The sequence below is a fragment of the Aromatoleum sp. genome (assembly GCF_032027225.1).
Lineage (GTDB): Bacteria > Pseudomonadota > Gammaproteobacteria > Burkholderiales > Rhodocyclaceae > Aromatoleum.
On sequence record NZ_JAVSMM010000011.1, the window covers coordinates 82,910 to 100,839 of the forward strand.

General features: G+C 69.2%; 9 protein-coding genes. 4 read left to right on the forward strand and 5 right to left on the reverse strand.

Translation table 11 applies throughout. The features are described 5' to 3' along the window. Positions 1-43: 43 nt before the first annotated feature. The 4 genes from ROZ37_RS13285 (at position 44) to ROZ37_RS13300 (ending at position 11,826) form a co-directional block, all read left to right on the forward strand. The gene (locus tag ROZ37_RS13285) at positions 44-2,191 is read left to right on the forward strand and encodes an ATP-binding protein (protein WP_312659996.1); all 2,148 of its coding nucleotides are present in this window, start codon (positions 44-46) and stop codon (positions 2,189-2,191) included. After that, complete coding sequence (locus tag ROZ37_RS13290) at positions 2,188-6,786, forward strand: DUF4157 domain-containing protein (protein ID WP_312659997.1); 4,599 nt, start codon at positions 2,188-2,190, stop codon at positions 6,784-6,786. The genes ROZ37_RS13285 and ROZ37_RS13290 overlap by 4 nt, the downstream gene beginning before the upstream one ends. Next, entirely contained in the window at positions 6,783-7,397 is a 615-nt protein-coding gene (locus ROZ37_RS13295; RefSeq protein ID WP_312659999.1) for a hypothetical protein, read from the forward strand. Before ROZ37_RS13290 ends, ROZ37_RS13295 begins: the two co-directional genes overlap by 4 nt. A gap of 121 nt (positions 7,398-7,518) precedes the next feature. Then, positions 7,519-11,826: a DUF4157 domain-containing protein gene (locus tag ROZ37_RS13300; protein ID WP_312660000.1), complete on the forward strand. Its 4,308-nt coding sequence runs from the start codon at positions 7,519-7,521 to the stop codon at positions 11,824-11,826. Between the two features lie 24 nt (positions 11,827-11,850). On the opposite strand, the gene ROZ37_RS13305 is transcribed toward ROZ37_RS13300, so the two are convergent. The 5 genes from ROZ37_RS13305 to ROZ37_RS13325 form a co-directional block, all read right to left on the reverse strand. Continuing rightward, positions 11,851-12,879: an immunity 49 family protein gene (locus tag ROZ37_RS13305; RefSeq protein WP_312660001.1), complete on the reverse strand. Its 1,029-nt coding sequence runs from the start codon at positions 12,877-12,879 to the stop codon at positions 11,851-11,853. Between the two features lie 34 nt (positions 12,880-12,913). Then, a complete protein-coding gene (locus ROZ37_RS13310) occupies positions 12,914-14,251 on the reverse strand; it encodes a sigma-54 dependent transcriptional regulator (protein WP_312660002.1) in 1,338 nt (445 codons plus the stop codon). A 515-nt stretch (positions 14,252-14,766) separates the two neighbouring features. Then, positions 14,767-15,975, reverse strand: coding sequence for an FAD-dependent oxidoreductase (locus ROZ37_RS13315; RefSeq protein ID WP_312660003.1), 1,209 nt, complete (start codon positions 15,973-15,975; stop codon positions 14,767-14,769). A 132-nt stretch (positions 15,976-16,107) separates the two neighbouring features. Continuing rightward, positions 16,108-16,650, reverse strand: coding sequence for an Rrf2 family transcriptional regulator (locus ROZ37_RS13320; RefSeq protein WP_312660004.1), 543 nt, complete (start codon positions 16,648-16,650; stop codon positions 16,108-16,110). A gap of 371 nt (positions 16,651-17,021) precedes the next feature. Further along, positions 17,022-17,711 (reverse strand): HAD-IA family hydrolase, encoded by a 690-nt coding sequence (locus ROZ37_RS13325; protein ID WP_312660006.1) that lies wholly within the window; start codon positions 17,709-17,711, stop codon positions 17,022-17,024. Positions 17,712-17,930 lie beyond the last annotated feature (219 nt).

Genomic DNA, 17,930 nt, shown 5'->3' on the forward strand with positions numbered 1-17,930 from the left:
GACAGGCAATGGGACGGCGATCCACCGTGACGATGGCATTTACATGATCACCGAATCCCTCGCCGCGCTCGCTCCCGAACTCGTCCGCCTCGACGCCCGGGTCGCGCGCGCGATCGCGCGTCTGCGGGCGCGCTACGAGCTGTCGCTCGACGAATTCCGCGGCCTCTACATCAGCGACGAACAGGTCGACGCCCTGCTGTGCGGCAAGGCTGCCATCGACGTCGATATGCCCGACGATCCGGCGGGTGACGCGCGCCGCGTCGCTGCACCGCTGTCGCCCTGGTCGCACGTCACCGCTGCACTCGGCCTGAGCGACGACGAACGGGACCTGCTGCTCGTCTGCCTCGCGCCCGAACTCGACGGCAAGTACGAAACCTTGTACGCCTATCTCAACAACGACGTGACGCGGCGGCTACCGACCGCGGAACTCGCGGCACGGCTGCTGGCCGCCGACCCGGCCCACGCGGTTGCGCTGAAAGGCCTGTTGGCGCCGCAAGCACCGCTGCTCGCCTGCGGTGCGATCGAAGTCGTCGGCGGCCAGCGTGAGCTCGCTCGCGCGCGCCGCGCGCTGCGCGTCGCGCCGGCGCTCGCCGGCTGGCTGCAAGGCCTGCCGTGGGTCGACGAACGCCTGGCCGACGTGGTCCGGCCGCAGGACCCGGACGCCGCCTGGGCCGTCGAGTTGCCCGACGAACTAGCGCACGCGCAGCGCCTGCTCGACGACGGCGCGGCGCTGCCGCTGCTCGTCGTCACCGCCCCTGCCGCCGCCGACGCGGCCCTCGCGGCACAGTCCGTCTTCGCCCGCGCCGCCTGCCCGGCGCTGGTCCTCGACCTCGCCGCGCTCGCCGCCGCACCGTCGCCCGCCGATGCCATCTCTGCCGCCGAACTGATGCAAAAAGTGCTCGGCGTCGCCATCGTCGCATCGCCGCTCGACGCGCTGCTCGACGCCGACGGCCGAAGCATCGAGACCATCGCGGCGCAGTTGCGCGGACTGGCGCAGCGCTCGCCCACGCTGATCCTCGCCGCGTCCGACGGCAGCCGCTGGCACCCGGCGCTGGGCGAAGCGCACGCGCTCGAAATCAGGCTCCCCGAACCGGACGCCCGAGCCCGCCGCCGCCTCTGGCGCAGCGCCCTCGGCGTGCACGGCGAAGCAGCACCCGTCGATGCGCTCGCGGACCGCTTCGTCCTCGGCGCCGAGCGCATCCGCAGCGCCGCCACCACCGCAGCCCAGGCCGCGCTCCTCGCCGGCGCAGCGGCGGCGTCGCCGCGGCAGCTGTTCGCGGCCGCGCGCGCCGCTTCGGTCGACCCCGGCGCCGGCACGACCAGCACCGTCCCCACGCCGTTCGAGTGGGGCGACCTGATGGTGCCGGGCGAAGTCCGCGCGCGCCTGCACGACCTCGTCGCCGCCATCGAGTTGCGCGGGCGCGTCCTCGACGACTGGGGCTTCGCCGCGCGCCTCGGCGCCGCCCGAGGCGTCAAGGCGCTCTTCGCCGGACCGTCGGGCACCGGCAAAACGATGGCCGCCGGCATCATCGCGCGCACGCTCGAGCTCGACCTGCAGCGCATCGAGCTCGCGCAGGTGACGTCGAAATACATCGGCGAAACCGAGAAGAACCTCGACCGCGCCTTCGCCGCCGCGCGCCGCGCCAATGCCGTGCTGTTCATCGACGAGGCCGACGCGCTGCTCGGCAAGCGCTCCGAAGTCAAGGACGCGCACGACCGCTACGCCAACATCGAAACCGCCTATCTGCTGCAGAAGATGGAGGACCACGACGGCATCGTGATCCTCGCCACCAACCTCGCGAAGAACATCGACGAGGCCTTTTCGCGCCGCATGCAGTTCGTCGTCGAGTTCCCGATGCCCGACGTCGCAAGCCGCGAAGCGCTGTGGCGCCGCATGCTCCCGCCGCAGGCGCCGCTCGCCGCCGACGTCGATTTCGCCTTTCTCGCCCGCCAGTTCACCCTCGCCGGCGGCGACATCCGCAACATCGTCCTCGACGCGGCCTACCAGGCGGCGCGCGCAGACCGTGCCATCGCCATGCCCGATCTGCTGCGCGCGGTGTCCAGGCAGAACGCGAAGCGCGGCCGCGTGTCCACCGTCGCCGAGTTCCGCGAGTACTTCCCGCTGCTCGCAGAAAGCGCGGGCAGCGACGGGCTCGCCGAACCATCTCCCGCCGGAGAGCGGATGCGATGAAGGCGCGGGACTTCGAAGCGGCCCCGCCCCGCCGCACGCCCGTGCCGACGCCGCGCTCGCGCCCCGCCTCCCAGGCCGTCGTGCCGCCCGTGCCGCAGACGCCTCAGCCGGCCGGCAACCAGGACGTTCTCCATGAACTCGGCATTCGCGCCCGGCTCACGCTCAGCCAGCCCGGCGACGCCGACGAGCGCGAGGCGGACCGCCAGGCCGACGCGTTCGCGACCACCCGCCCCCTCGCCCGCGCGTGTGCCGGCTGCGTGCCCGACAACAACCACACGCTGGCACGGAAGGCGGACGGCGCCGGCCCGGCGCCCGTCGCGACGCGTGCGCTCCCCGGCCTCGACGGCAGCCGCGGCGAGGCGATGACGCCGGCCGAGCGACGTCCCTTCGAACGTTTCTTCGCCACCGACCTTCGCCACGTCCGCGTGCACGACAACTCCGTCGCCGCGCACGCCGCCCGCACGATCGGCGCCCAGGCTTTCACGCGCGGAGCCGACATCTATTTCGGCGCCGGCCGCTTCGCGCCCGCGTCGGACAATGGCCGTCACCTGCTCGCGCATGAACTCGCCCACACCCTGCAGACGGGCCCCGACCAGGTGCGTCGCAAGACCGAGCATTGCAAGGAGGCGCTGCCGGAAAACCCGCCCGCGCCCAGCTGCCAGCCCTCGCCCGGCCTCGCCGACAGCAGCGTCACGAAGCCCGTCGTGGATGCAGTCGGGCGCGGCGACTTCGACGCCGTCACCGGCGGCCTCGACAAGCGCACGGTTCCCGAACTCAAGGCGATCCGCCGCGTCGTCCATGACGAGAACAAGGTTCTCCTCGAGCGCTGGCTGATTTCGCCGGTGCAGGCGGCGGCCTGGAAGCGTGCCGCGGCGACCGCCCTGCCGCTCCTCGGCCCGCTCGTGCCGGGCGCCGGCCTGGCAGCGCCGCTGCTCGCGCAGTCGCTGCGCACCAGCGGACGCGCCGCCGCTGCCAGCGCCAACAAGGGCCTGAGCCTGTTGTGGCCGGCGATCCCGCTGCTCGAACGCCTCGCCTTGTACGACGAGGGATACCGCGTGGTCGAGCAGGCGCAGATCGAGGTCATCTGCTCGACGCCGATGGCCGAGCGGCGCGAAGCCCTGTGCGATGTCGCGCGTCTCGACACCGTCTACAAGAAGATGGACCCGCCCGAGGAATACGAGGCGCGGCTGCTGATCAAGCCGGACGACCGCTACGAGGCGGTCGACCATTTCGTGCTGCGCGCGCAGGGCATCGTCAGCGACGACGAGGATCCGCTGTTCACCGCCCTGCTGCAGCTGTCGCCGGCCGATCGCAAGCGCCTGTGGACGGCGCGCGAGCAGAAGCTGCGCGCGCTCGTCCTGGACGACGTGTTCCCCGACCTGCGCCTGAAACGCTTGCAGGAGCTGGTCCAGGGCGGCGAAGTGCAGGCCCTGATCGCGCGCCTGCAGCTCGCCACCGAGCGGCGCAAGGACGACCCCGCCGGCGTGCAGGCGGTCGTGGACCGCGTCGTCGTGCTGTTCCGCGAGCGCCGCACGCTGCAGCTCAAGCTCAAGACGCCGGGGCTGTCCGCCGAGGAACGCAAGAAGGCCGAAGCGCGGATCGAGGAGCTCAAAGAGCTCGACAAGCTGCTCGACTTCCAGCGCAGCGAGACCGGCGTGCTGCCACCTCACACCTTCATGGCGATGCTCGCCGAGGCGCGCGGCGCCGAAGGCTTCGGCGGCGACGTGGCGCGCCTCGCCGAGTTCGTGGATCCGAAGGACGCCGAGAAGTTCGCTATCGACGCCGCCCGCCAGCGCATCCTCCTGTCCGCCGGAGACGCCGACGCGATCGCCCTGATCATCAAGACGCTGCACGCACCCCCGGTCGATCTCGCGCCGGGCACCGAAGCGCAGGAGCGCGAACATCGCCAGCACCTCGCGAACATCGCTTTCCGCCAGAAGGTGCTCGACAACGGCCCGGTGCAGGGGGTGATCGCCGGCCTGAAGGGCAGCGAGCAGGCGCGGGTGAAGGACGCCATCGCCGCCGACCGTTACGACGAGGTCTACGCGCAGGCCCATGCCGCCCTCAACGGCGCGCGCTGGGGCGAGTTTTTCCAGGCCGTCTTCAAGATCGCGCAGAACCCGGCGTGGAAGAAGAAGTTCGAGGAGGAAGCGACCCAGCACGTCGGCGCCGCAAGCGTGTTCGCACGCGCCGACGCCGCCGGCGAGCCGGGCAAGGTCATGCGCAAGATCCTGGCCGACCCGCAGCATCTGCCGCTGGCCGCGATCCTCGCCTACAGCGGCGACGTCGAGCTGATCCGCGCCGCGTTCGAAGACATCGGCGAGACACAGCGTGCGCAGCTGCGGCTCGGCTACTTCCTGACGCGCCAGCCGCCGGTCGGCCCGCCGACGAAGGCGCAGGACGACGCGCTGCAGGCCTACCGCAAGCTCGAAGGCGAAGTGCGCGCCTCCCAGACCACCGCCGGCATCTTCAGCCGCAGCGGTTTCACCGCGGTGCTCATCGCGGTGCTCGGCGCCGAACCCACGGCCGCAGAGCTGGCGACCGATGAGGGGCGCTACCAGGCGGCGGCGATCATGTACGAGCAGCAGCTCGCGCGCCTCGCGCTCGGTCGCGGCGTCGTCCAGCACTTCACCGAGACCGACGAAACGATGGACGCCGCCGCGCGCGAGTTCGAGGCGCTGTGGCTGCGCGTGCGCGACCGGAAAGCGCTGTCGATGATCGACTACTCGACGCTGGTCGCGCTGCACCTGCGCTTCGAGTCGCGCACGCAGGAGTTCGTCGATACCGGCAACATGATCGGCGAGATGGCCGGCATGGTAGCGGCCACCGTTGCGGGCATCGTCATCGTCGCCGCCACAGGGGGCGTCGCGACGCCCGCCGTCATCGCCGTCGCCGCCGCGGCCGGCGCGGGCAGCCGCGTTGTGACGCGCGAGATGTTCGGCGGTGACTACTACAAGGCCCTGAGCGACGAGGGCGCGCGCGACGCGCTGCTCGGCGCGGTAGACGCGGCGCTCGCCGTCGTCGGCGGCCAGCTCGCGTCGCGCGGCAGCGAGTTGCTTGGTTTCGGCGGCCACGCGCTGACCCGCAACGCCGCACGCCTGGCCGGCGAAGTGACCGAACAGGCGACGCAGAAATTCGCCCGCAAGGTCGCCGCCAGCGCCGTCGAGGGCGCGCTCGATGGCGCTTTCTCAGGCAGCATCAGCGAAGCCTTCGGCGCGATGACCGATGCCCGCACGTGGCGGCGCGGGATCGTCAACGGCCTCGCGCAGGTCGGCCAGGCGGCGCTCGTCGGCGGACTCGCCGGCCTCGGCGGCGGCGCGCTCGCCGGTGCCGCGCTGGTCACGCTCGGGCACGGCGCCTCGTTGCTGCGCAACGCGATCGCGATGCAGGGATTGGAGAGCACGCTCAGGCAGGCGGGAGTCGAGCCGACACTGAAAGCCGCGCGCGAAGCGGCGCTGCGCGGCGACCTGAAGGCGATGAACGAACTCGCCGACAAGCTCGAAGCGCACCTGACGCAGGACCAGGCGCGCGTGCTGCGCGAACAGCTTTATGCCGACTTCCGCGGCGTCGCCCGCCACCCGCCCGGGACGGTCGTCGGCAAGGAACAGGAAGCGGTCCTCGCGAAGAGTGCCGGCAAGTCCGACGGCCGAGCCCTGACCGCGGCCGAGCGGCAGGCCGAAATCGACGTCGTCGCCGCCAGCCAACCGCAGCCCAGCACCGTCGCGGGCTACGTCGACGAGGTCGACCTCGGCAACCAGCACGTCTGGCGCCGGCGCCCCGACGGCACGTGGTGCCGGTTCAGCCGCAAGACCTTGTGCGGAACCCCTATCCCCGGCGCCAAACCGCCGAATCCCGAGCAGCTGCAGAAACTGCAGAAGCTCGAATCGGCGCAGGCGCGGGTCGTCGAGGCGCAGGAAAAAGTCGTCTCCATCCGCGAGGAATACGACCTCCTGCGCAAGCTGGAAACGCAGCAGCCGCCGATGCGCGTCGGCAACCTCAGTCCCTCCGAGCGCGAAACCCTGGCGGCCGTTTTCGGCGAGCGTGACCCCGCCAGCCTGACGCTGGCCGACGTCCAGGCCGCGCGCGCGGATCGGGCGCGCGAGCTGGCGAAGACGACCCAGATCGAGATCCCGAACCTGCTCAAGGCCGCGGACAAGGCGCGCCGCGAAACCGCTGAAGGGGTTTACGCGCAGCTGCGCGCCCGCTCGCCCACGGACGTGCGCGATCAGATCATCGCCCGCGCCCGCAACGCCGAAGGCAAGACCATCGACGAGATCAGCAACGCGCCCCTCGCCACGTCGGACATGTGGGTCGATCACGTGGTCCCGCTGCGCGAAATGATCGACATGGATGGCTTCCTCCGGCTCCTCCCCGACGAGCAGCTTGCCTTGGCCAATGAGCTCGGCAACCTGAAAGCCATGAAGGCAGCGGCCAACCGCTCGCGCAACACGCGTCCGTTCGCCGCATGGCCGCAAGGCCTGGAGCACTACACCAAGGAGCAACTCGCTGCGATGGCGCAGGCCGAGGCCAAACTGCGCGAGACGCTGCAGGCCAGGATCAATGAAATGCTGGCGCGGCGAGGAGTCGGCCCATGACGACGACCACGGTGTCACGCACGATCGGCGGACGTCGCGTCGCGCTCGCCTGCGCGCCGTCGCGCCAGCCGCTGGCCGAAGACCTCCTCGCGACGCTCGCCCGCATCGCCGATGACGACCCGCTGCGCGCCGGCATGACGGTCCGCTTCGGCTGGTCGATCCTGACCCTGCGCGACGACGGCGACGGCCTCGTCGTGTGCGAGCCGGACTTCGCCGGCGATCCGCTGCACGACCAGCATCCGGGCGCAGACACGACCCTCGACGTGCTCGCCGGGCAAGCCGCGCTCGTGCGCCGCGTCGGCGCAACGCCGGTGGACACGGGCTTCGAGCAGTTCGTCGTGGTCGCCCGCGGGGCGCTGGAGTCGCACACGCTGCAGCTCTTGCGCTCCCCGCCCGGCGGCGGCGACGACAGCGGCTGGACGGTCTCGTCGCCCGAGCGACCGGGATCGCCGCAGGACGCGGACGCGTTCGACGCGCTGCGCGCCTTCACCCTCCTCGCGCGGCGACCGGTCGTGTTGTCCGCGCTCGCGCTGCCCCCCGGGTACGCGGTGATCATCGACGACGATGCGATCTCGGCGGTGTTCGACGCGAACGGACACCGGCGACTGTGAGCGCCGGGGGGAAGCAACGATGACGCACCTGTCCCGCTTCGCACCACGCGACCGCTCTCCGCACGCACGCCGGCCGCCACCATCTGCCGCGCCGGTCCCGGAACAGCGGGGCGGCGACAACATGGCGACACAGCGCGCCGTCCGCTCCACCCAGCCGCCTGCGCGCGCGACGACAACCGAAATCGCCGCCGAGGAAACCGCCGCCCGTGCCGCCGGCGAACGCGCCATCCCCGGCTCGCTGCCCGCGCTACCGGACGACGTGCGCCTGCACACCGACGCCGCCGCGGCACAGCGAGCGCAAGCCTTGCAGGCGCGCGCCTTCACGTTCGGCGATGACGTCTACTTCGCCGCCGGCCGCTTCGCCCCCGACACGCCTGCCGGCCGCGCGCTGCTCGCGCACGAACTGGAACACGTGCAGCAGCAACGCCGCAGCGGCGACAAGCGCATCGCGCGCGACCCGGACACGCCGCCCGACCCGCAGCAGCAGAAGGAGCGCCGCTACGCCGGATGGGTGCGCGACGTGCTGATCGACGCGATGGCGGACCAGCGCCTGACGGTGAACGACTTCGTCGCCAAGCTCGTCGAGCAGGCCACACTGCACATCGGCGACGCCAGCGAACTGGCGGCTTTCCAGGCGCGCGCTGCGAATCTGCCGGATGTCATCAGCCCGCCGTGGGACCTCGTCACCGCGCCGCGCCTGATCGCTGCCGTGTCCGGCCTGCCCAGCGAGCTCGAATCCGGCTTGCCCTCGGTCGGCACCGAGTCCTTCCTCGGCAGCTGGACCCTGACCATCGCGCGCTACCTCGCCGCCCCCGACGACCTCCAGGCGCAGGAGCGCTTCGGCGAGCTGATCGACGCGGTCGCCGGCACGGCTGTGCGCTTCGGCTCGGTCGCGTCGCTGCTGTGGTTCGAACTGCACGATACGCTGATGCACCTCGTCGAGCTGCGCCAGCGGCTCGCCGACCTGCACGACGACCCGGCCGCAACCGCCACTGCCAACCTCGCGAAGCGGCGCGCGGTCGGCGACGAAATCAACCGCACGGCGCGCCACGCGCTGCTCCTCGACCAGGCGATGAAGGACCAGGCGCTGGTCGGAACGCCGCTCGACCCGTCATCGCCCACGCCGCTCGAACGGCAGCTCGGCCCGCTGTCCGGCCGCCTCGCAGGAATGCGCGAGACCGAGAAAACCGAAGCCGCCACCCAGCAGGCCCTGGGGGCCAAATCCGACCTCCTCGCAGCGACGATGCCGGGCGGAATGGCCATCGAAGTCGCGCCGGAAGAAGCCTTCCCGCGCACCGCCGACGAAGCCGCCGAAAAATGGTCGGTCGCGCTCGCCAATCGCGCCGACGAAGTGTTCAAGGACCTCGAGACCACGCGCAGCAAGATCGTCCCGGCGACGCCGCCGCAAACGCTCGAGGACTTCATCAAGGTCTTCGACAGCTGGTTCACCTTCCTGCCCTCACGCGCCATCGCCAACGACCCGACCATCAACGACGCCATGCGCGGCTGGCGCAGCGCCTCGCAGGGCCTGATGCAGCTCGGCTTCGAAGGCTGGATGGCGAACCAGCTGCTGAAGCCGGTCGGCTACTCCAACTACGCGATGCTGGCGCTGCCCAATCTGTGGGGACCGCTCGGCGCGCCGCGCCTGCGCGATTTCACCGGCGCCGGCCTCGTGCCCGACTACGAATTCGTGCACGAATTCGTCCCCGAATACGGCGCCATCGAAACCCACGCGGAGGATCGCCAGATCGCGCTCGAACAGGGCATCGGCGTGTCGGCCGCGGCCTTCCGTGCCTTGTGGGCGATGCAGCAGGCCGGCGTGCCGGTGCTGTCCGCTGCGCGCGCGATGCAGCTCGCCCCGCCCGCCGCGACCTACCTCTTCCTGCGCGATCCGACGGCCGCCGAAGGCTGGCACTACCTCGTCTATTACGAAAGCATCCTCGACGACAGCTACAAGGTCGCCGAGCAGAAGACGATGGCCGCCCCGCTCGCCGAGTACAGCGGCGCTTCGGCGCAGGCGGGCGCGCTGCTCGCGCAGACGCACCATCCGAAATCGGCCCGCGGCGCCCCGCTCGGCGAAAAGGCGATCCGCGAGCACGGCATCGAAGGCGCCGAAGGCCGCAGCCAGGCGCGCTACGGCCTCACCGCGGCACCGACCAACGTCACCGTCGACACCGCCCGCGCGCGCATCGAAGATCTGCGCAAGCGCTTCGACAGCAGCCAGCTGTCGGCCGGGCACATCATCGCGTCGCTCGAACGCTCGATGAGCGAAGGGCTCGCGCGCAACGACTCGCCGGTGTTCCGCGTCGGCGCAACCCTCTACGTCGCTTACCGCGAGCACGATCTCAAGGACGTCGTGCTGCAGTACTTCGAGCCCAAGGTGCTGGCCGAAGCGGTCGCGCAGGCGGTCGCCATCTCGCTGCTGCTCGAGGCGCTCGCCCTCCTCGGGCCGATCGGCCGGCTCCTCTCCGGCATCATCGGCAAGATCATGGCGAAAGGCGGCGGCTCGCCGCTCGGCACAGTGCTCGCGCTGGTGAGCTGGATCTTCGACGCGATGCACGTCAACCACTTCGCCGGCGCGCGCGCCCAGGCCTACTTCGCCGTCGACGTCGTCGACGCGCTGGCCGCCTTCGTCCAGGACAAGGTGGTCGGCGGCCTCGCCAAGAACGTGCGCAAATGGGGCAGCCCGTCGCGCTGGGCGCCGAAGACGACGCGCGAAGTCAGCGAAGCGGTCAAGGCGTGGCTCGAACCCAGCCAGCTGCCGATCGCGCACGCCGAAGTCAAGGCCGCGCGCGAGCGGCTGGAAAAATCCAAGGGCGCCAACGACCCGCAAGTGCAGGCGCTCAAGGCCCTGGAAGCCGACCTCGGCGCCCCGCCGCCGGGCGAGCCGCATCCGGCGCCGGTGCCGGTCGAAAAGCCGACGCTCGCCACGCGCATCGCCGCGGCCACCGAAACCGCGAAACAGGCGGGGCTGCCCGAGGCCGACGTCAAGCGCATGGCCGACCAGGCCCGCAGCCAGCACCACGCCGACCTGAAATCCGCGGTCGAAGCCGGCATGGGGCCGGTGAAGCCCGGCGACGTCGCGCCGCCGGTAGAGATCGTCAGCGCCGACCAGATCGGGCCGGCCGGCAGCAAGCGAACCGCCAAGGTCGTCATCGAGAACGGCAAGGTCACCAAGATCCTCGTCTCCGAGGACGCCTCTCCCGGCGCGGTGTACGAGGAAGGCGTGCACGCCGCGCAGTCGCTCGACCCGCGCATGAAGAAGCTCTTCGCCCAGCTCGACCCCGGCAAACCGTGGGCCGAGCTCACGCCCAAGGAAAAGCTCGCGGCGACCAAAGCCGCGATCCAGATCGAGATCGACGCCAAGAAACGCATCGCCGAACGGCTGCAGCAGTCGAACGACCCGCTGTCGGCCGACGAACTGATCCGCGCCTACGAAGACATCAGCAACCTGCGCGCGAAGCAGCTCGAACTCGCGCAGATCAAGCCGCGCAAGCTCGGCGAAGCCAATCTGCCGGACATCCTCAGCGAGCCAGCGACCCTATACGCGAAGAAGACGATCGACGGTTTCAGCATCGATACGGCATGGAGCCAGGGAACGCTGAGCGAATTCAACTCGGCCTTCGAAAAGGCGCACCCCAACGCGAACCTGACGAAGGCCGAGATCGACGCCATGTACACCAAGGCCAAGCGCGCGGACAACCCGAACCGCGTGCCGCGCACCGTCGAGAAGTACGACGAGCCGGCAAAGCCCGGCAAGACCGAGGAGCTGTCGTTCAGGACCAGCGGCAAGCGCGCCGAGAGCGATCTCCTGCTCACGCCGGGCCAGCGGGCATCGATCGACAAGCTGATCGCCGCCCGCGACCGCGCCCGCCGCGAACGCACTGACGCGCTGGCGAAGAACAACGACGCCGCCGCCCGACGGTGGGACCAGGCGGTGCGTGACGCCAGTCAGAAGCTCGGCGAGCAGGCCGCCGACGCCTGGGCGAAACAGCGCGCGTGGCTGGCCGACGCGCGGCCGACCAAGGTCTACGGCGGCGAAGGCTCGCGCTCGGGCGACTTCGACCGCGTCGATAAATGGACCGACGCCAAGGGCAAGGTCCACTACCTCGTCATCGAAGCCAAGGGCGGCGCGAGTCCGCTGGGCGGCAAGTGGTACAAGGGCAAGTATGTGCAGCAGGGAAGCCTGGCGTACTTCGAGGCGATCCTCGAGGACATGAGCCGGCCCACGTCATCGAAGGAATCGCAGCAGGCGGCGAAGGAGCTGCGCGCGGCACTGAGCACCGGCAAGGACCTGAGCGGCAAAGCCGCGGAAATCCATTACGAGAAGGTGCAGATCCCGGTCGACATCGTCGACGCCCCGCGCACGATCCTCAAGGAGAAAAGCGTCGCTTCCAAGATCGAGATCACCCCCTTCGATCTCAAGTAGGCCGCGGCCCGATCCCGGCCCCCCCTAGCGCGCGGCAAGGCACACGGGGCACGTCCCGGCGAGCAGGGGATAACGGTGTGCGCACTGGCGGCAGGCGTCGCGGTCCAGCGCCAGCCATTCGTCGAATTCGAAGCGCAACTCGTCGTCGGCGGCCAGGTGGCCGCAGGCATGACACTCGCGCTCGCCGTCGCCGCTGGGCGTCGCGCACATTGCGCAGGCGACGACCTCCGGGAGATCGAGGTCGAGCAGCGCCTGCGGCAGGTAAGGCGAGGAGACCGGCACGTCGAACCCCAGCGCCTTTGCCCAGGCGACGAGACCGGTCCCCTCCTCCGACAGATGCTGCACGCTATCCATGCCCCGCGCCCGGCCACCCGAAAAATAGTCGCGCCGCAGCTCGAGCAGCTTCACCAGCGCCGCGGTGAAACGCCCTTCGTCACGGTCGATGAGCGGAGTCAGGCATCCGAAGACCGGAACGAAGATGTCGAGCAGCCAGTCGCGGTCGGTGCGTCGCACGCGCTCCGGGTCGGCCAACTCCAGCGCCTCGACGAGACGCTCCCCGGTGGCCGGGGAGCCCGTCATCGCACCCTGCAGCGCCTGCACGAGCGGGCGCTCGAAGGCCTCGTCCTCCACGATCAGCGTCGCCGGCACCTGGGTCAGCAAGGCCAGCGAGCACGCGTCCCGGCTCGCCCACGCCAGCCAGAAACCGGTGAGCCAGCTCGAAGCCTCCAAGGACTCGCGCCTCACCTCCTCGCTCAGCGTGCGGTCGATGTCGAGCAGGCGCCACTGCGCGCGCTCCGGCCGGCGCGCGAACGTGAACAACGCAGCGGTCGCGCGCGCGATGAAGCCGCACCACTCGGGGAGCTCCCGCGAAGCGGGCGCGAGACGGGCGATGACGTCCACCGACCGGCGGGCATCCGTCATCGCCGAATGCAGCAGGCGCACCGACAAGGTCGCGTCGAGGTAACGGCGCTTATGCTCCAGGAGTTCCCGTTCATCGTCGAGCGTGGCGCCCAACTGCGCGAGATTCACGTCGTGGGCCGTGACGAAGTCCATGATGGTCGACCTGTCTGCAAAGTTTGGGGACGCGCTAACCGTCGTGCCTTTCCGGCGCGCGGTAGCGTTCGGCGTCGATGCCATGCTTGCGGATGAGCTGCCAGAAGGCGCGACGGTCCTTCCCCGCAGCCTCGGCCGCATGGGTGATGTTACCGTCGCACATCAGCAGCAGGCGCTCAATGTACGAGCGTTCGAAGGCTTTCACCGCATGGTCCTTGGCGGCGCGGAAGTTCTGGCACACCGGGGCTTCCACGGCCGGCAACTCGAGGTCGCCGGCGTCGATGAATTCTCCGCCGCAAAACAGCACCGCGCGCTGGATCGAATGCTCGAGCTCCCGCACATTGCCCGGCCAGCGGTAGGCCGCCAGGCGCGCCAAGGCCGCGCGCGTCAGCCCGCGCACCGGACGATCGAACTCGCCGGCGAAGCGGCAGATGAAATGATCGATCAGCGGCATCAGATCCTCGAGACGCTCGCGCAAGGGCGGCAGGTGCAGCGACAGGATGTTCAGCCGGTGGTACAGATCCCGGCGCAGGCGCCCCGCCTCGACCAGCGCATCGGGATCGCTGTTGGTGGCGGCGATCACGCGCACGTTCGCCCGGCGCGGCCGCGCGTCCCCGACCAGCCGGTACTCCTTGTCCTGCAGGAATCGCAGCAGCTTCGCCTGTGCCGCCAGCGGCAGGCTGTCGATCTCGTCGAGGAAGACCGTACCTCCCTCCGCTTCACCGATCAGTCCGATGCGCGACTCGTTGGCGCTCGTATAGGCGCCCCGCGCATGTCCGAACAGCTCGGATTCCACCAGATCTTCCGGCAACGCACCGCAATTCACCGCCACCCAGGGCCGCGCGGCCCGTCCGCTGAGCTCATGGATCGCCCGCGCGCACAGCTCCTTGCCCGTTCCCGTCTCGCCGAGAACGAGCACCCCCGCATCGCACGCCGCGATCACCGGAATGCGTTCGATCTGGGTGAGGAACGGCCCGTTCGACCCGATCAGATGCAGGAGCAAGGGGTGACACACCGCCCCCGCGCTATCCGTCCCCGGGTGGCGCCGAGCCGTAATGCGCAGGCGCCACAGCCGCAGATGCAGTTCCTCGGGATCGCAGTCACTCGCAACGAAATCCCGTGCCCCCAGCTGCAGCAACGAGCGAATCGCGGCGGTGCGCAGCCCCCTGTTGAGGACGACGACCGGCATATCCCCCTGCACCCCTGCCCCCAGCCAGCGCCTCGCCGCCGCCAGATTACTGCCCGCAACCAGCATCAGGATGGCATCGAATGGCGCGGCAGGATGGCGGTGCAGGATCTTCGAGACGAGACCTTCGTCGACCTCATCCAGGGGATGCACGATCATCCCGTCGAGGGGCCGATAGCGCGCCATCCAGCCGGCGACTGCCCCACCGTCATGCGGGGGAGCCATTATCGCGCACCGAAGTTCAAGCTTCGTGACCACGGGCAACGCCACTCGAGGTTATGGCGATTCAATGATCATTCCGGCGGATTCCCGGACCTGCGGAAGCCCCTGAATGCGTTGGAGGATCGCGTCGGATTCCTTATGGAATATGAAGATTAGGCCAGCCGCTGCAACGACCCAAACTGGGCTCTGTAAGCAAAGTTTTCTTTCGTGGACCTCGTGCGTGGCCCGGCCGAATCACAGCGCCTTCTTACTGACTTTCGACACGGCCTATGCGATTCAGACCGAAGCGGAGGCGCTGCTTTCCCGGAGGACTACGACCCCGACTCCACGAGGCGTTACCCCTCGTGGAGTCGAGCGACCGCGCTGCGTACAACAGCGAATTCGTCGCACCTGCGAAGACATTGGATGCGCGTTTCCGGGAATCCCGATTCCGCGCACCGCCGCACCGCACTAACGGAATATCGAGTCTGGTACCACGATCACGGAACGATCACGAAATCGGGATTGGCGACCGCGAAAGCTGCCTCACGATCCGCGGCCGGCGGGTAAATCCATTTGGTCGTGATTTCCCGCTTGAGCGACTTGGCGTCCTCCCGCACCAGGGAGACTTGCTGGTCCCAACCCTCGGTGTAGAGCGCGCCCCAGGGACCCAGGTCCAGGCACGTCACATACTTCGGCTGGCTATAGGAGTGCAGCGGCAAACCGACCAGTTCCGCTGCCGCGTTATGACCGGCGACACGGCCCAGACTCATCGCGTGCTGGCAGGACATCAGTGCAAAGTTGCCGTGATCGTCGGTGGCCGCGCGGGCGACATCGCCGGTCACGAAAATATCGGCCGTGCCCTGCGCACGCAAGCAGGCGTCGGCGACCAGACGGCCAAGTCGATCATGTTCTCCGGGTATCTGGGCGGCCAGGACATGCGCCCTCGCACCGGCAGTCCAGACAATGGTGCTGCTCTCGACCCGTTCCCCCGACGACAGCTCGATGCCATCCGCGTCGACCGACACGACGGCAGCACCGACCTTGAACTCGACGCCGCACTCGGCAAGCGCCTCCTCCACCACGACACGGGCGGCGGCGCTCAGGTGCGGGGCGATGGTCGCTGCCTGTTCGACGATGATGACCCGGATCCCCACATCGTCACCCAGCACAGCCTGCAATCGTCCCCGCATGCCCGCAGCGGTCTCGATGCCGGTCAACCCGCTTCCTGCGATCACCACGGTGTTGCGCGCCTGGGTCGGCGTGCGGGCCGACAGCGATTTGACGTGGGCTTCCAGCCTTCGCGCATTTTCCAGTTGGTCCACGTTGAACGAATTTTCCGTCAGTCCCGGAATCGGCGGCGTGAACAGCTGGCTGCCCGCGGCAAGGACGAACTTGTCGTAGTGCATCACCGCCGCGTTGCCATCGGCCTTGGCAACGGTGACCTGGTGCTCGTCAGGCCTGATTTCCGTCACGGTGCCCGCCACGTGCTGCACGCCGACCGCGTCGAGCAAGGGCTTGATGTCGGGGTTCATGTCCTCGATCACTGCTTCATAGAGACGGGGGCGGATCACGAGGTTCGCGGAAGGTGAAACGATCGTGATGGCGACTTCCGCTTCCTTGCCGGCCAAGGAGACGGCGCGCGCAGCCGAGATCGCGGCCCAGGTGCCGGCGAAGCCCGCGCCAGCGATAAGGATGTGTTTTCGCATTGGGTGTTTTCCTTTTTTACGAATTCCGGACGAAGGAATCCCTGCCGAAGAGGCGCGGCAGCACACTCCCGGCCCGTCCGGCGAAGGACCGGGAGTTGGATCCGAGTTGTAAGGGGGCAGACCTGAGTGAGGTCAGGAAGGCGGCTTGGAAGCCTTGGGAGGACGTCCCGGTTTTCGGCTGTCGATACGGTCGCTGACCCAGTCGTGGAGCTGGACAATGAATTCGGCCGGCGCCTTGCGCTCGAAGGTGCCGGCGACATCGGCCAGGGTATTCGCGGCCAACTCCGCACGCATCGCCTGTTCGGCCTTCAGCATGACGGCGTGGATTGCGCAGACGCCTGTGACGGCCCACTGCGGCGGCTCATCGTCGAAGACAGCGCAGCGGTCCCGGATTTCCTGGCAATCGAACAGCGGCTTTTCGCCTTCGATGGCATCGACGATCTGAAGAAAGCTGATCTGCTCGGGCGGGCGCGAAAGGCGATACCCGCCACGAACGCCTTCGTTCGCGACGACAACGCCCGCCTTTTCCAGCTTCGGCAGAATCTTTGCGAGGAAGCTGGGGGAGATCCCCTGCAAGTCCGCGAGATCCCGGCTGCTCAGAGCTCTGCCATCCGAGCTGACGAGCCACAGGAGGCAATGGATCGCGTATTCGACGCTGGTTGTGATGTGTGCCATAACCAGGACTGTATAACTCCGCGTTTAACTGCGCAAGAAAAACGTGGAGTTATCTAGTCTCCATTTAGCGGCGGTCAGGAAACACCGTACGGACGAGGCCTTCGGTCACCAACGCAGCATGACCGCCCCACTCTCGAAAACAGTGACCGGCTCGCCGCCGTCACTGACCCTGCCCATCAAGACTCGTGGCCCGACCACCAGATCTCCGCTGCTTTCTGTGAGTGTGTCGAGCTGGCGGGCGTCGAGCGTTCGTTCCCCAACACGGGCCGTTGCCCTGCCCGCACTACAGCCCTGGCATCGAGGGGTCGCACGGGGCGATGCGCCAGTCTGCCGTGCTCCGGCGGCTCCGGCCGAATTCCCTCTTCTCCTGCCTACGCCTCCAGCCAATCCGCGAGTTCGGTGAGGGTGACGAACTCCAGGTCCGGTTGCAAGTCCTCGCGCTCCCAGCGTCCGCCGACGCGGTTGAGCCAGCATGCACGCAGGCCCGCGCGTGCGGCGCCAGCCACGTCCATCTCGACGTGGTCGCCGACATGCAGCACCTCGCCCGGCATGCAGCCCAGGCGCATGCACGCGGCCAGGAAAATGCCCGCATCCGGCTTGGCCGCGCCGTGCTCGCGCGCGCCCAGCTGGAAGACGAAGTGCTCGCCCAGACCGATCCGTTGCAGGTCTGCGTTGCCGTTGGTGATCGCCGCTACCGGCATCCGCGCGGCGATTCGTTGCAGAGCATCGAGACTGTCCGGATAGCACTCCACCTCGTTGCGCGCGGCGTAGAAGGCCTCGAACGCCGGCTCCACGAGCGACGGATCGGCACCGCTCTCATGCAGCGCCTGCGCCAGCGTCATCCGGCGCAGCGCGCTCAGGTCGTGCGCGAGATGCGGGTTTTCGGTGAAGGTGCGCTCGCGCAGCGCCCGCATCGCCGGGATCGGAAACATCCCCGCAGTGCGCGGGCTGTGCCGCAGCATCCAATCGTGGATCGCCTGCTCGATCCGTGCGCCGATCGGGGCAAACGGCCACAGGGTGTCGTCGAGGTCGAGGGTGATGGCGCGGACGGCGAAGCTCATCGCGACATTCTAAGCCATGGATCGCGCCAACGATGTGGGCTGCCCGCCTGCCACCGCCCCCTCGACGGTTCGTGCCTGTTGCAGACAGGAGCGGCGACTGCAGCAGCACGGGACGTCCCTCACCCGGCGGACCTTGGCCACAGAGGTCGAAATGTTGCTCCTGCAAGACAATCGAAGCTGTCGGAGAAATCCGTCGCCAGAGCGACCGGATGAAGGCGT

Coding starts and splice junctions, on each gene's coding strand:
- ROZ37_RS13315 (WP_312660003.1), bottom strand. CDS start 15,975: ATGCGAAAACACATCCTTATCGCTGGCGCGGGCTTCGCCGGCACCTGG.
- ROZ37_RS13300 (WP_312660000.1), top strand. CDS start 7,519: ATGGCGACACAGCGCGCCGTCCGCTCCACCCAGCCGCCTGCGCGCGCG.
- ROZ37_RS13305 (WP_312660001.1), bottom strand. CDS start 12,879: ATGGACTTCGTCACGGCCCACGACGTGAATCTCGCGCAGTTGGGCGCC.
- ROZ37_RS13285 (WP_312659996.1), top strand. CDS start 44: ATGATCACCGAATCCCTCGCCGCGCTCGCTCCCGAACTCGTCCGCCTC.
- ROZ37_RS13290 (WP_312659997.1), top strand. CDS start 2,188: ATGAAGGCGCGGGACTTCGAAGCGGCCCCGCCCCGCCGCACGCCCGTG.
- ROZ37_RS13325 (WP_312660006.1), bottom strand. CDS start 17,711: ATGAGCTTCGCCGTCCGCGCCATCACCCTCGACCTCGACGACACCCTG.
- ROZ37_RS13320 (WP_312660004.1), bottom strand. CDS start 16,650: ATGGCACACATCACAACCAGCGTCGAATACGCGATCCATTGCCTCCTG.
- ROZ37_RS13295 (WP_312659999.1), top strand. CDS start 6,783: ATGACGACGACCACGGTGTCACGCACGATCGGCGGACGTCGCGTCGCG.
- ROZ37_RS13310 (WP_312660002.1), bottom strand. CDS start 14,251: ATGGCGCGCTATCGGCCCCTCGACGGGATGATCGTGCATCCCCTGGAT.